This is a genomic window from Mycolicibacterium pyrenivorans, assembly GCF_025821625.1.
Lineage (GTDB): Bacteria > Actinomycetota > Actinomycetes > Mycobacteriales > Mycobacteriaceae > Mycobacterium > Mycobacterium pyrenivorans.
Genome location: NZ_JACKSH010000100.1, coordinates 1 through 14998 on the forward strand (window position 1 = coordinate 1; position 14998 = coordinate 14998).

The window sequence follows — 14998 nt, forward strand, 5'->3', positions numbered from 1 at the left end:
CCACCGCCCCACCACTACCCGGACCACCAATCCGACGACGAGTCAGCCTCATCGAAGGCCGACTCAGCATCGACCTCGTCACCTTCGACGCCGCCTGAGGCCAGCAGCGTCGGCGTGTGGGCGAAATGCCCACCGGCTCAATGCATTCGGCGATCACGCATGTCTGCCTGCTGTCCGCGGCGGCGGCCGGCGCATGTTGCGCAGGCCCTGACCGTCACCCCTGTTTGCCCTAATGGCTCCCAGCTTCCTCCCAGCAATTTGCCAGAAAGACGATTATGCACCCAAGGTATATCGCTATGGGGATAGATGAATCCGATGAATTCGGTGTAATTTCGTTGGACGCTGACCCCAGTTTTGTTCACCGCTTAGACAATCGTTTAATCACGGTGGCTGGCGGTCCTCACCTCTACACCGAGCCGGGGACAGCGTTCGCCATATCATGGCTCTATCGTTACGCAGCACGGATTTACTAGGAAAAATCGCAGCGATTCGACTTGGTACCAGTTTGCTTGAATTGGCTACAAGCGGCTCGCGAAGGTCATCATGTCCGGAACGGACTCAAACACTTGACGCTGTGCGAAGCCTCGTGTTTCATAGCCTTTCGTGCCCGTAAATTTTGTTTCGTGATTGGAACGAGATGACATGGAACACGGGGAGTTGAGCAGCTAAAAGTGGACAGGAGTGCGTTGCTGATGGGCTACGGAAGATTCGTGGGTCGTGTTGGTGCGTTAGCTGTGGCGCTGGGAATCGGGTTGGCCGCGCCCGCAGTGGCGGCCGCCGACCCGGCGGACGACAGCCCCACCGGTGAGGCGAGCGCTCGCTCCGCAAGCACGGAAACCGAGAGTGCGGACGACACAGGGGCCCAGTCGACCGATGCTCCGTCGTCCGGAATCGACGGCGAAGGCGACGACGCCGACCCATCAGAAGACTCCGGCGCACCGGGTTCGACAATCACGGCGGGCGACGCCGACGATACCGACGACCCCGAGACCGAATCACCGGTCGGGGAAGAGCGGGACGTCGACGAAACTGACGACCCGTCCGCACCCCTGGAAGCCGACACTGCCGACATCGACCTCGCCGGCACATCACCCGCATCCGGCACATCACCCGCATCCGACGCCGCCTCTGGCTCCGACGCTGACGCCATCCGAGTGACCGAAGGGGCCGAGGCGGAGGACGAGGACGTGGTCGGCGTGGACGAGCCGGACTCGCCTCCTGCCGGGAGGCACTCCTCTCTGCCCACGGCGGCACCGGACGCCGACGCCACGCAGGCCGTCGAGCCTGCGGCCGCCCGCGCGGTCTCTTCGGCGGTCCCGGCGGAAGTCGCGGCCACTGCCGTCACCCCGCCCGCCACGGCGTCGACCGGGCTGGCGGGGATCGTGTCGAAACTCCTGGCGGTGTTGGGGATCGGCCCCTCCGCCGGCACCGGGGGCATGCCGTTGCCGTCGTTCGAAGTAGTGACCGCGGTGTTCGGCGCGATCCGCCGCGAAATCGACAGGCTGTTCTCCAACGACGGACCCACGGCCACCGTGGTGCTGACGGGTGAGGCCGGCCCGGGGGTGGTCAACGGCACGGTGAGCGCCTCCGACCCGGACGGTGATCGACTGGAATACACGGTGGCCCAGGCCCCGTCTCGGGGCAGCGTCGTGGTCGACGCCGAGGGGAACTTCGCCTACACCGCCGATCCGCAACTGATGGTCGGCGGTGGGACGGACACGTTCGTCGTCCAGGTGCGCGATGCCGGCTTCCATCTGATCTCGACCGGTCCCACCAGAACTCGGGTCCCGGTGACGGTGACGGTCGGTGCCGACGCCGCTGCGGCGACCGCGGATTCATCGGCGGCGTGGTCGGCGGCGGCTACCTCCGGCGCGCTGGTGGCCGCGGTCGCAGCCGGCGCTACGGCGGGCACGATCCATCAGGTCACCACCTCGGGACCGGACATCGTGGCCTTCGACCCCGCCAAGGACAAGCTCGACCTCGGCGACGTCTCGGTGCACAACTTCATCGTCGTCGACACGGCCGAGGGCGTGGGCTTCCGCAACCCCTGGTCAGGTGACACGGCGATCGTCCAGGGTGTGTCGCTTGGCCAGCTGACAGTCGACAGCTTCGCGCCGGTCATCAATGATCATCTCCGCCAGGACCTTTCGGGTGCGTTGGCCTGGGAGCAGGGTGTGGCCGCCCGGTCCGGCACCGTGTACGCGCGCTCCCACGAAGTCGGGCAAATCGACCGTGTCGCGTTTGATCCGACCACGGACGTGGTGGACTTCCGCCATTACGGCACGCGCGAACAGCTCTACATGGCCGACTCCCCGGACGGCCTCGTCATCGCGAATGCGGGCACCGGACAGGCGCTGATCCTTCAGGGTGTCACCAGCGCAGAGCTCACTGCGCGCAACTTCATCTTCCACAGCGCCCAGGTGCGCGAGGACAGGCTGCACCTCCAGCTGGGAATCGGCACCGTGCCCGACTCGCAGATCCTGCCGCAGGGCATTCCGGTCGCCGGCACCGACAGCTGGCCCACCGGCGCCGGCAACGGCACGCCGCCGACCGGCGAAACCGGCACCACCACAACCATCTCCTGGCAGTACGGCACCCACACGGCGCTCGATTTCGATCCTGCCGTCGACACGCTCGACTTCGGCTGGTTCAAGGCGCACGAGTTCGATGTCACCGAACTGAACGGCTCGACACGCGTGGCGATCGTCAACAAGAACCAGACCTATACGCTCGTCGGCGTCGCCATCGGTGAGCTGACGACCGGCAACATCGTCGCGCTCGATGACAGCGCACGCACGAAGTGGCAGAGCCTGATCTACAACGCGGCGCCACCGGTTTCGTCGCCGAGCCTGTCGGTCAGCGACGGCAGCGTGCTCGAGGGCACTGCGAACAACTCGTCGGTGGTCTTCACGGTCACGTTGTCGCAGGCATCCGCCGACACGGTGACGGTCGGGTACAGCACCAGCAACGGCACTGCCACCGCCGCCGGGGCGGACTTCACCCCGACGGTCGGCACGCTCAGCTTCGCGCCAGGTGAGACATCGAAGTCCGTCCATGTCACCGTGAACGGCGACGCGCAGGTGGAACTCGACGAGTGGTTCACGCTGAACCTGTCCTCACCGGTCAATGCCACCATCGCCGACGGCGCCGGAACGGGCACCATCCGCAACGACGACGTCGATCAGGCACCGGCCACCCCGCCCGCCGTCTCGATCGCCGACCTCGCGGTCGTCGAAGGCGACGGGGAACACGCGCACTTCATGTTCGTCGTGACGCTGGACAAGGCCTCGACCGCACCTGTGACGGTGCACTACGTGACATCCAACGGAACCGCCATCGCTGGCGTGGATTACACCGCCGCCTCGGGCACCGTCGAGTTCGCGCCCGGGGTCACGTCACGGACGGTGCACGTCGACATCCTCGGCGACGTCTCCGTCGAGACGCACGAGACGTTGACCGTGACGTTGTCGAACCCCTCGGGTGCCACCATCGCCGACGGGACGGCCACCGGCACCATCACCGACGACGACAGCACCACCCCGACGCCGGGCGCGTCCACGGTGAGCTACGTGGTGAACGACAACTGGGGTTCGGGGTTCGTCGCGGGCGTCACCGTGACCGCGGGCACCTCCGGGTTCAACGGCTGGACAGTGGAGTTCGACTCCCCGGCACAGATCAGCAACGTCTGGAACGCCGAGATCGTCAGCCAGGCCGGCGCCCATTACGTGGTGCGCAACGCGTCGTGGAACGCCCAGGTCGGTGCGGGCCAGAGCGTGGAGTTCGGTTTCCAGGCCTCCCCGGGCGGTTCGTCGGCCACGGCCACCGACTTCGTCGTCAACGGCGTACCCACCGGCGGCCAGAACCCGGCCCCGGTGCTGCCGAAGGTGTCGATCGCCGATGCCGCGGTCGTCGAATCCAACAGTGGCACCACGAACATGGCGTTCGTCGTGACGCTGGACAAGGCCTCGGCGACGCCGGTCAGCATCGCCTATGCGACGTCGAACGGTACGGCTACCGGCGGCAGCGATTTCACCGCCACCTCGGGAGTGTTGACGTTCGCCGCGGGGGTGACCACCCAGCAGATCGTCGTCCCGATCGCCGGTGACACCGCGGTCGAACAGAACGAGACGTTCACGCTGACGCTGTCGAATCCGAACGGCGTGACCATCGCCGACGGCGCCGCGTCCGGCGCCATCACCAACGACGACGCAGCCGCCCCCGTGCCAGGCAACTCGTCGGCGTCCTTTGTGGTGAACGACAACTGGGGTTCGGGGTTCACCGCCGCAGTCACGGTGACCGCGGGTTCCTCGGCTCTCAACGGGTGGACGGTGGAATTCGACTCCCCGGCACAGATCAGCAACATCTGGAACGCCGAGATCGTCAGCCGCGTCGGCACCCACTACGTGGTGCGCAACGCCTCGTGGAACGCGCAGGTCGGTGCGGGCAAGACGGTCGGCTTCGGTTTCCAGGCCTCCCCGGGCGGTGCCTCGGCGACGGCCACCGACTTCGTGGTCAACGGCCAACCCGCCGGGCCCGTGCAGTCGCCGAGCCTGTCGGTCGGCGATGTCACGGCGAACGAAACCGACAGCGGCACAACTCAGATGACGTTCGTAGTCACCTTGTCGACGGCGTCGGCCGCTCCGGTGACGGTCGCCTATGTCACCTCCAACGGCACTGCCACCGCGGGCGTCGACTACGCGGCCGAAGCCGGGACGCTGACCTTCGCTCAGGGGGTGCTGTCTGCGCAGGTCTCGGTCTCCATCACCGGCGACGCGACCGTCGAACCGAACGAGACCTTCACGTTGACACTGTCGAATCCCACTGGTGCGACCGTCGCTGACGGCACCGCTGTCGGCACCATCACCAACGACGACGTCGCCGACCCGCAGAACCTGGTGCTGAGCATCTCCGACGCGTCGGTGATCGAGGGCGCCCCCGGTGCAGGCGTCGCCCCCGGCTGGCTGCACACCTCCGGCAACCAGATCCTCGACTCAGCGGGCAACCCGGTGCAGATCGCCGGCATCAACTGGTTCGGCTTCGAGAGCGACATCTTTGCGCCGCACGGCCTGTGGACGCGCAACTACCAGGACATGATGGACCAGATGGTGGCACTTGAGTTCAACACCATCCGGCTGCCGTACTCAGTCAGATGCTGCACACCACCGCGGCGCCCAGCGGCATCGACTTCCACAAGAACCCCGAGTTGGCAGGCCTCTCGTCGCTGGAGATCATGGACGAGATCATCCGCTATGCCGGAGAGATCGGCATGCGGGTGATCCTCGATCACCACCGCAGCAGCGCCGGCGCCGGCCCCAACGGGAACGGTCTCTGGTACGAGGGCAGCTACACCGAGGCGGCGTGGATCGCCGATTGGAAGATGCTGGCACAGCGCTACGGCGACGATCCGACGGTGATCGGTGCTGATCTGCACAACGAACCGCACAACGGAACCTGGGGCGGCGGGGGAGCGACCGATTGGGCGGCGGCGGCCGAACGGGCAGGCGACGCCATCCTCGCGGTGAACTCCAACTGGTTGATCTTCGTCGAGGGCGTGGCCACCTACCAGGGCCAGTCCTATTGGTGGGGTGGCAATCTGATGGGTGTCAAAGACCGGCCGATCACACTGAGTGTGCCCAACCGGGTCGTCTACTCGCCCCACGACTACCCGAACTCCGTTTACGAGCAGCCGTGGTTCCAGACCGCGAACTTCGGTGCGGCACTGCCGGACAAGTTCGGGCAGATGTGGGGCTACATCTACGAGCAGAACATCGCCCCGATCTATCTCGGCGAGTTCGGCACGAGGCTCACCGACCCCAAGGACGTCATCTGGTACGAGGCGATCACCTCCTACCTCTCCGGCGATTTCGACAACAACGGCACGATCGACATCGCCGAAGGCACGCAGGACCTGTCGTGGACGTTCTGGTCGTGGAACCCCAACTCCACCGACACCGGCGGCATTCTCGCCAACGACTGGAACAGTGTGAACACCGACAAGATGGTGTATCTGGAAGCCATCCAGTTCGACTTCGTGGAGGGCTCCCCGGGTGTGCTCGCGCAGTTCGTGGTGTCGTTGGCCGAGGCGTCCAGCACAGCCGTGACCGTGCACTATTCGACGTCTGACGGCACGGCGACGAGCGGCAGCGACTATGCAGTCGCCTCCGGTGCACTCACGTTCGCGCCGGGCGAGACCAGCAAGACGATCAGCGTCGTCGTATTCGGCGACACGATGCTGGAAGGCACCGAGAGCTTCGTGGTCACGCTGTCGAGCCCATCTGGAGCGACCATCGGCGACGGGACCGGGGCGGGCACGATCCTCGACGGGAGTGCGGTCTAGCGAGGCTCGCTGACCCGCGAATCCTATTGGGCCGCTTCGGCGCTGTAGGCGCCGAGCAGGTCACGCGCCGAGACGATCCCGACCAGGACGCCGTCCTCGTCGACCAGGACGTGGCGGATGTAGTGTTCCATCATCTGCCGAGCTACTTCGTCGACCGTGGCATCGGCGCTGGACCACACCAACTTTGTGCTCGCGATCTCCGCGGCCGGCGTTGCGGAGGCCTCGCGTCCGGCGGCCACCAGTCGGACCACGTCGCGTTCGCTCAACAGCGCCGCCGGACGCTCGTCGTCGCCGACGACGATGACCCCGACATCGTGGGCAACGAGCGCCTTGGCCGCGTCCTCGACGGTTGCGTCAGCGGGAACACGCGCGACGGGATCGCCGGTGATGGTGGAGACCGGGGTGGAACGAACGGAAGGAATGCGTGTCATACCCCCATGCTGTCCGAGAACCTCGCGGGTGACTAGTGACATCGGACCCTAAAACCGGCCGCCTATCGGGCGATCCGGTAGCGGCGCTCGGGCCGGCCGACACCGTACTGGAGTCGAAGTTCGACTGCCCCGGCCCTCAGGTAGTGCTCGAGGTAGCGCCGCGCACTGACCCGCGAAATACCCACCAGGTCAGCACATTCAGCTGCCGAGACCTCGCCTGCGTTGCGGACCGCGGCGATGACGAGCTCGCCGGTCTCGACGCCGAGGCCTTTGGGAAGTGTCTTGGACGCGGTGACGGACGGGCCACCGAACAACGAGTCGATCAGTGACTGGTCGGCGCCGCCCGCGGACTCCAGGGCGTCCGCGCGGGCGGCGAACGCCGCCAGCTTGGCCTGCAACTGGGGGAACTCGAACGGTTTCATCAGGTAGTCGGCCGCGCCGCCGTCGAGTGCGCCGCTGACGGTGTCGAGTTCGCGTGCCGCGGTGATCATGATGACGCCCACCCGGTCACCTGCGGAACGCAGCCGATGCAACACGTCCAGGCCGGTCATGTCGGGGAGGTACACGTCCAGCAGGATCAGCGCAGGCCGTAACTCCCGCGCGGCGGTCAGCGCCTCGGCGCCGGTGCGGGCCACGCCGACCGCACGAAACCCATCGACCTGATCGACGAAGCGGCGATGGATCTCGGCGACCATGAAGTCGTCGTCCACGACGAGCACGTCACGCATGGCTGTCCACCGTTGGAGTCAGTCGCACCAGGAACTCCGCACCGCCCGCGGGAGAGTCGCGCACCTCGACCGTGCCGCCGTGCTGGGCGGTGACCAGGCGCACCAGTGCCAACCCGATGCCCCGGCCGCCCGGGACGTCCGGCTTGGAGGTGACTCCGCGCGCGAAGATGGCTTCGCGCAGATGCTCGGGGACGCCCGGCCCGGAATCGAGCACCGAGATCGCGAGACCGTTGCGATCGTCGATGTGCACCGTGACGCGCGCATCGGGCGAACCGACCGAGACGTCGACCGCGTTGTCGATGAGGTTGCCCAGCAACGTGATCACATCGGTGGCCAGTGCCGGGTCGAGCGCGGCGAGGTGGGAGTCGGGATCCAGGTCCAGTGCCACACCGCTCTCGGCGGCCAGCGAGGTCTTCGCGATCAGCAGCGCCGCGACGGCCGGATCGGAGATGCGCTGCGTCACCGCGTCGCTGATCTCCGCGCGCCGGCGAGTCAACGCCCCCACCAGATCACGGACCGAATCGTACTCACCCAGCTGAACCAGCCCGGATATCGTGTGCAACTGATTGGCGAATTCATGCGTCTGAGCCCGCAGGGTGTCGGTGACACTCTTGTGGGAGGACAGTTGTCCCTGCAGGGCGGCCAGTTCGGTGCTGTCACGCATCGTGGTCACCGTGCCGATCCGCTGACCTTGGCTGGTGGTCGCCCGCCGGCTCAGCGCCAACACCCGCGTCCTGGTCGCGATCACGGTGTCTTCGGCGGACTCCCCGTCGCGCCCGTCGTCACACGAGGTCAGGAACGACACCACCGCCGGCTCGAGACCCACGGTGTCGACCCGGCGGCCCACTGCCGCGCCGGTGATGCCGAGCAGTTCCTGGGCGCTGTCGTTGAGCACCGTGATGTCACCGTCGTTGTTCACCGCGATCACGCCCTCGCGAATGCTGTGCAGCAAGGCTTCCCGGTGGTCGGCGAGGCTCGCGATCTCGGCCACTTCCAGCCCGCGGGTGTGCCGCTTGATCCGCCGTGACAACAGCCATGACGCGACCATGCCCAGCGCCGCACCCAGACCCAGATAGATCAGAAGGCGTTCACCGGCGCCACTGAGCAGCGTCCACACCGAGGGGTAGCGCTCGCTGACGGAGGCCACCGCCAATACCGTGCCGTCACCGGACAGGATCGGCACCTGGCCGACGAGGCTGTGGGTGCCGTCGATGTCGGCGTCGCCGAACCAGGCTCTTCCCTCGTCGGCCCGGCTCGGTCCCAGGTCCATCCGCGCCCCGATTCGCGACGGTTCGGACGACGCGCGCACCGTGCCGTCCGGGCCGAGGATCTCGGCGAGGGTGGCGCCCGACAGCGCCACCGCCCGGTCCACCTCCGGTGCCAGGGCACGGGCGGCGAACGGATCGGCCGGGGCGTTCTCGCTGCGGTCGCGCACGATCGGTGTGGACGCCATGTTCTCGGCGACGGCGATCATCCGCTGGCCGCGGACCTCGCGGAACTCCCTGTTGGACTGGGTTACCGAGACGGCAGCCACCGCGATCAGCACCACCGCGACCACCACCAGTTGGAACGCCAGGAACTGTCCGGCCAGGCTGCGTCCCCGCAGCAACCCGACGACCGCAGACGTGGCCTTCTTCGTCCGCGGTGCCTGCGGAATGTTCTTAATGACCAATACTTCCTTTGCGTCCATATCAGTGACCTGAGTCACTTCCCGGGTCCAGTATTGCTGAGCATCACAACCAAGTGATTGGGGACGACATGTTCGGTTCGGGCGGCGGCGCGCGGGTCGCCGGCATGGCTGCCGGGGTTGTCGTGGCGATGATCGCCACGATGTTGCTCTCGGCCTGCGGGGTGACCCGCGGAGACGAAAGCGGTCTCCATCGATTGCGCATGATGGTGCCGAACAGCCCGGGTGGTGGCTATGACCTCACCGCGCGTACCGCGGTGAAGATCATGGAAGACGACGACATCACCGGCCGCGTGGAGGTGTTCAACGTCATCGGCGCCGGTGGCACGGTCGCGATGGCCCGGTTGATGAACGAGCGCGGCAACGGGGACCTGATGATGATGATGGGCCTCGGCGTCGTCGGCGCCACCTACACCAACGGCTCGAAGGCCCGCGCCTCGGACGCCACCGCGCTGGCCAAGGTGGTCGAGGAGCAGGAGGGCATCCTCGTGCCCGCCGATTCGCCGTTCGAGACGGTGCAGGACTTCGTGGCGGCGTGGAAGGCCGATCCGGCCAAGGTCACCCTCGGCGGGGGCTCGAGTCCCGGTGGGCCCGACCATCTTTTCCCGATGGAAACCGCGAGGGCTGTCGGCGTCGACCCCACCAAGGTCAACTTCGTGTCCTACGACGGCGGTGGTGATCTGCTCACCGCGTTGCTGGGCAACAAGATCTCGGCGGGCACCTCGGGACTCGGCGAGTACGTCGACCAGATCGAGTCGGGCCAGGTCCGGGTGCTCGCGGTGTCCGGCGAGCAGCGGGTGGAAGGCATCGACGCGCCGACGCTGACCGAATCCGGTATCGACCTCACGTTCACCAACTGGCGGGGAGTCCTTGCCCCGCCCGGTATCTCGGACGAGGACCGCGCCGCAATGGTCAGGATCCTGGAAGAGCTGCACGCGACCGACGCATGGAAGGAGGCGCTGGTGACGAACGGCTGGAGTGACGCCTTCATGACCGGCCCGGCATTCGAGGAGTTCCTCAAAGAGCAGGACCAGCGCGTCGAGACGACGCTGACGGATCTGGGGCTGGTGTGAGTACCCACATCGACGCCGTCGACGACAACGCAACGGCGCGACCTGATTACGCGCAGTACATCGTTTGTGCCGTGATGGCCGTCGCCGGTGCATTCCTCGTCTACGAGGGTGTGTCGATGCCGGGCGGTTACGCCGAGGTGGATCCCGTCGGGCCGCGGTTGTTCCCGATCGTGATCGGGGTGGGCCTGCTGGTGATGACAGTCGTCCTGGCGATCGCGATACCGCGGGGGCTCAAGGGGGAGGCGGACGCGGGCGAGGACATCGACCCCGATATGCCCAGTGACTGGCGCACGGTCGGCCTGCTCATCGGGTTGTTCGTCGCGCTCATCGTCCTGGTGAACCCGCTCGGCTGGGCGATCGCGGGGGCGTTGTTCTTCGCCGGTTGCGCCACCGTCCTCGGCAGTAGGCACTACGTGCGCAACATCGTGATCGGTGCGGTGCTGGCCGTGGTCAGCTTCTACGCGTTCTACTCAGGGCTCGGAATCCCGTTGCCCGCAGGCATTTTGGATGGGATTCTGTGATGGAGAACTTGGACTGGCTCCTGCAGGGGTTCGCGGAGGCGGCCACACCGATGAACCTGCTGTACGCCGCGATCGGCGTGCTGCTGGGCACCGCGGTCGGCGTGCTGCCGGGCATCGGGCCTGCGATGACGGTGGCGCTGCTGCTGCCGATCACATACAACGTGAGCCCCAGCGCGGCGTTCATCATGTTCGCGGGGATCTTCTACGGCGGCATGTACGGCGGATCGACGACGTCGATCCTGCTCAACACCCCGGGGGAGTCGTCCTCGGTGATCACCGCGCTCGAGGGCAACAAGATGGCCAAAGCCGGCCGCGCCGCCCAGGCACTGGCCACCGCCGCCATCGGTTCATTCGTCGCGGGCGCCATCGGCACGACGCTGCTGGCCGCCTTCGCACCCGCGATCTCACGGTTCGCCGTCACGTTGGGTGCACCGTCGTACCTGGCGATCATGCTGTTCGCGCTCGTCGCGGTCACCGCGGTGCTCGGGTCCTCGAAGATGCGCGGGGTGATCTCGCTGCTGCTGGGACTGGCGATCGGTGTCGTCGGCATCGACTCGCTGACCGGGCAGCCGCGCGCCACGTTCGGCGTTCCGCTGCTGTCCGACGGGATCGACATCGTGGTGATCGCGGTGGCCGTCTTCGCGGTCGGCGAGGCACTGTGGGTGGCCGCACATCTGCGACGCCGCCCAGCCGACGTCATCCCCGTCGGCCGACCCTGGATGGGCAGGGAGGACTGGAAGCGTTCGTGGAAGCCGTGGTTGCGGGGCACCGCCTACGGGTTCCCGTTCGGGGCCCTGCCTGCCGGCGGGGCGGAGCTCCCGACGTTTCTGAGTTACATCACGGAGAAGAAGCTGACCAAGCATCCCGAGGAGTTCGGCAAGGGCGCCATCGAAGGGGTCGCCGGTCCGGAGGCCGCCAACAATGCCTCGGCCGCAGGCACTTTGGTGCCGATGCTGTCCCTGGGCCTGCCAACCAACGCGACCGCGGCGGTGATGCTGACCGCGTTCGTGTCCTATGGCATCCAGCCGGGCCCGACGCTGTTCGACAAGGAACCCCTGCTGATCTGGACACTGATCGCGAGCCTGTTCATCGGCAACTTCCTGCTGCTGGCGCTCAACCTGCCGTTGGCGCCGCTGTGGGCCAAGCTGTTGCGCACTCCGCGGCCGTATCTGTACGCGGGCATCCTGTTCTTCGCCGCACTCGGTGCGTTCGCCGTGAACCTGCAACCACTGGACCTCGCTCTGCTGCTGGTCTTCGGATTGATGGGCCTGATGATGCGCCGCTTCGGCCTGCCGGTGCTGCCGTTGATCATCGGCGTCATCCTCGGTCCTCGGGTCGAACGGCAGCTGCGGCAGAGCCTTCAGCTGGGCGGAGGTGACTGGGTCTCGCTGTTCAGGGAGCCTGTTGCCATCGGCACCTACATCGTCATGGCGTTGCTGCTGCTGGCGCCGCTGGTGCTGCGGTTGATGCATCGCAGCGAGGAGAGCCTGTTGATCGTCGAGGACGACAGGGACCAGAAGCAGAAGGCGGGAAAGCTGTGACCGACGAGCGCTCGCGCGAGGAGAATCGATGATAGTCATCGGATACACAGCGGACAGTTTCGGCCACGCCGCACTCGAGCACGGCATCGCCGAGGCCAAGCTGCGCGGAACCAGCCTGCTGGTGATCAACGCCACCTCCGGTGACTCGTATGTCGACTCGAGGTTCGCCGACGCGCACGAAGTCCACGGCGTCGAAGCGCGGCTGGCCGAGTGCGGGGTGGAGTTCGAGCTCACGCAGCCGGTCGGTGTGGACGCCGTCGACGAGTTGCTCGCCGCGATGGGCCGCAAGGATGCCCAGCTCCTGGTCGTCGGCATCCGGCACCGCAGCCCGGTCGGCAAGCTGCTGCTGGGCAGCGTCGCGCAGAAGCTGATCCTGGAATGCCCGAAGCCCGTCCTGGCGGTCAAGCCGACCGAGGCCTGAGCCTGCCCACGGCTACCGGGAGCAGAGAGTCGTTGCCCTACAATTCATTTCCGATGATGGGCACGCGATGCACGGTCAGGATCCTGCGTTGTTCGCCGCCACGCTCACCGAGCGGTTCCCCGGTTTCCGGTCCTGACGAGCCGCGGTGCTGTAGACCGCGGCCAGGCAGAGGCCCGCGATGGCGAAGCAGACCACCGTGTACCAGAGGCTGCCGGTGGGATCTCCGCTGGCGGTGACACCGCCGGCCGAAGCGAGGTATGCCGGCAGCGACGTGGCCCACAATGCCGCCATCACGACGAGGTAGGCGACGCCGTAGCCCAGCATCAGCGGGTTCGAATAGGTTGGCGCCGCCGGTGTTCCGCTGCGCTGCCTGCGCCACTGCGCATAGAGCACCGGAACCGCCACCACGGTGATGGCGAACAGTTCGGCGGCATAGACGAAGCCGGCGACAGCAGTGCTGCCGGTGACACCGCCGGCGAGCGTGGCAGGCAGGGGTAGGACTGCGGTCCCGATCGAAGCGAGCACTCCGACCGCCAGGGTGCGTAGCACCACCTGGCCGCCGGTGAACCTCTGACCGCCGTCCACATGCCTGCCGACGAAGAACTGCACGCACAGCGCCAGCGACATAGGCCACAGCGCCGCGAACACCACGACGCTGGGCAGCGGCACCGAATCGAAAAACGGCTGGTTCATGGGATGGTCCAGCGTCCATTCCCACCATCTCAGCTGCGGTCCCAGATGGTCGAAGATCTCGTAGAAGGCATGGTGGACGAAGCCGACGCAGACCGCGCCGACCGCCGTGCCGTAGCGGCGGAAGACCCCGAGGCTGCGGACGATCTCGAACGCCACCGTCGCCATCATCGGGTAGATCGCGACGATGTAGAGAGGCAGCCGGCCCCAGAGGAAATCGACCGTGAACACGTTGTGCGCGAACATCGTGTCGACGTGCTCGGCGATGCCGAACGCCCCGGGAAAGTACAACGGCGGCTCGATGATCAAGAGGTAGGCGATGGCGCCGAACCACAGGACGAGGTTCGTCGGGTCGTTGTGCCTGCGGAACCGTACGATCGCATATCCGAGTGCCAGGACAGCGCCGACGATCACCGTCAGTTCCAGGACCGGGAGCGTCCAGTTCTCCAGCCCCAGCGGGTTGCGGAACTCCACGAGCCCGCCGGCGGTGTCGCAGGAGAACCCCAGCCGTTCCGCGAGATCGGCGAACGTCGGTGTGCACAGATCAGACATGAGTTTCCTCGCCGTCGTTCGCCGTGACGTTGTCGTTCGCCGTGTACCACTGCGTGACGTCGTAGCCGGCGTCGTACCGATCGAACCATTCCTGCGCCAGTTCGGGGAGTTTTTCGTGGGTGGGGTCGTGGCCGGGGATCTGGCTGCGCACGATTCCGGTCATCGCGACGAGCTGCTCGAGCAGCGGGAGGTGGCGGAACGCGTTGGCGAACGGGCCGTCGTAGGTGGCGTCGGTGAACGGAAGTCGCTGCAGCAGAGCCTTCTTGCGTCGCGCGATCCGGAAGGTGGACATCGCGTCGACCTTGCGTTCGGACAAGGGGACGTATTTGTTGAAGTCTTCTGAGGCCATGCGGATGATGCCCATGACGTGCTTGAAGATCGACGGTGCCACCCGCATGCGGTACCACGGGTCGTCGACGACGGCGTCGTAGATGGTCAGCGCGGAGCTTCGGTGCTCGACCTCTTCGACGAAGTGCCACAGGAACAGGGACGCGACACGGTCGTCACCGGGCGCGAACAAGGTGTCGTCGTGATCGAGCATCAGCTTGAACACCGGGGTGAACGTGGCCTCGAGGTCTGCGGTGTAGGCCAGGCGATATTTCAACGGTGTGCCGGCTGTCAGGTCGTCGTAGGACTCGATGACCTTGTCGAGCGTCTCCTTCAGCGCCGGGTAGGCCCTGATCAGTCCCTTGGCGTGTTGGCGGTGCGCCATCGAGTGCTGACCCTCCTGGCGCACGAAGGCGTCGGCCTCCTCGGCGATCGCCGGGTCTGTGATGTGCGGCATCGCCTCCGGGATCATGCTGCCGATCATCTTCTCGAACCCGATCGCCAGGAACGAGACCGCGTTCGCCATCGACGAGAACGCGGGATTGGCTTCGTTCCACAGGAACGGTACGTCGTGGTCGGCGAACGCGAAGCGCAGCTTGCGCACGATGAGATCGGTCATTGCCACCGCCTTGAGTAACCATACAGTAACTTCATCAAATGTATGATTACAGCACGGCGAACCCTGCGTCA

General features: G+C 66.4%; 11 protein-coding genes. 6 read left to right on the top strand and 5 right to left on the bottom strand.

Features of this window, described 5'->3' with window-relative positions:
• Positions 1–734: 734 nt before the first annotated feature.
• Both H7I57_RS12800 and H7I57_RS12805 read left to right on the top strand, forming a co-directional pair.
• Positions 735–5276, top strand: a complete 4542-nt coding sequence (locus H7I57_RS12800) for a Calx-beta domain-containing protein (RefSeq protein WP_264023895.1) — start codon at positions 735–737, stop codon at positions 5274–5276.
• Positions 5231–6337: a cellulase family glycosylhydrolase gene (locus H7I57_RS12805; RefSeq protein ID WP_264023918.1), complete on the top strand. Its 1107-nt coding sequence runs from the start codon at positions 5231–5233 to the stop codon at positions 6335–6337. The genes H7I57_RS12800 and H7I57_RS12805 overlap by 46 nt, the downstream gene beginning before the upstream one ends.
• Positions 6338–6360: 23 nt before the next feature.
• Here H7I57_RS12805 and H7I57_RS12810 read toward each other — a convergent pair whose 3' ends face one another.
• The 3 genes from H7I57_RS12810 to H7I57_RS12820 all read right to left on the bottom strand — a co-directional run bounded on the left by H7I57_RS12810 (position 6361) and on the right by H7I57_RS12820 (position 9186).
• Positions 6361–6768, bottom strand: coding sequence for a CBS domain-containing protein (locus tag H7I57_RS12810; RefSeq protein WP_264023896.1), 408 nt, complete (start codon positions 6766–6768; stop codon positions 6361–6363).
• Between the two features lie 62 nt (positions 6769–6830).
• Positions 6831–7496, bottom strand: a complete 666-nt coding sequence (locus H7I57_RS12815) for a response regulator (RefSeq protein ID WP_264023898.1) — start codon at positions 7494–7496, stop codon at positions 6831–6833.
• Positions 7489–9186, bottom strand: a complete 1698-nt coding sequence (locus tag H7I57_RS12820) for a sensor histidine kinase (RefSeq protein WP_264023899.1) — start codon at positions 9184–9186, stop codon at positions 7489–7491. Before H7I57_RS12820 ends, H7I57_RS12815 begins: the two co-directional genes overlap by 8 nt.
• A gap of 68 nt (positions 9187–9254) precedes the next feature.
• Here H7I57_RS12820 and H7I57_RS12825 point away from each other — a divergent pair, with 68 nt between their 5' ends.
• The 4 genes from H7I57_RS12825 to H7I57_RS12840 all read left to right on the top strand — a co-directional run bounded on the left by H7I57_RS12825 (position 9255) and on the right by H7I57_RS12840 (position 12739).
• The gene (locus H7I57_RS12825) at positions 9255–10256 is read left to right on the top strand and encodes a Bug family tripartite tricarboxylate transporter substrate binding protein (protein ID WP_264023920.1); all 1002 of its coding nucleotides are present in this window, start codon (positions 9255–9257) and stop codon (positions 10254–10256) included.
• A gap of 74 nt (positions 10257–10330) precedes the next feature.
• Positions 10331–10777 (top strand): tripartite tricarboxylate transporter TctB family protein, encoded by a 447-nt coding sequence (locus tag H7I57_RS12830; RefSeq protein ID WP_264023921.1) that lies wholly within the window; start codon positions 10331–10333, stop codon positions 10775–10777.
• Positions 10777–12318, top strand: a complete 1542-nt coding sequence (locus H7I57_RS12835; RefSeq protein WP_264023900.1) for a tripartite tricarboxylate transporter permease — start codon at positions 10777–10779, stop codon at positions 12316–12318. Before H7I57_RS12830 ends, H7I57_RS12835 begins: the two co-directional genes overlap by 1 nt.
• Before the next feature lie 28 nt (positions 12319–12346).
• On the top strand, positions 12347–12739 hold the full coding sequence (locus H7I57_RS12840) for a universal stress protein (protein WP_264023901.1): 393 nt from the start codon (positions 12347–12349) through the stop codon (positions 12737–12739).
• Positions 12740–12814: 75 nt separating this feature from the next.
• Here the strand turns inward: H7I57_RS12840 and H7I57_RS12845 are convergent, their stop codons facing one another.
• Together H7I57_RS12845 and H7I57_RS12850 are read right to left on the bottom strand one after the other, a co-directional pair.
• Positions 12815–13981 carry a hypothetical protein gene (locus H7I57_RS12845; protein ID WP_264023902.1) on the bottom strand — a complete coding sequence of 389 codons (1167 nt, stop codon included), beginning with the start codon at positions 13979–13981 and terminating at the stop codon, positions 12815–12817.
• On the bottom strand, positions 13974–14927 hold the full coding sequence (locus H7I57_RS12850) for a metal-dependent hydrolase (protein ID WP_264023903.1): 954 nt from the start codon (positions 14925–14927) through the stop codon (positions 13974–13976). Before H7I57_RS12850 ends, H7I57_RS12845 begins: the two co-directional genes overlap by 8 nt.
• Positions 14928–14998: the final 71 nt, after the last annotated feature.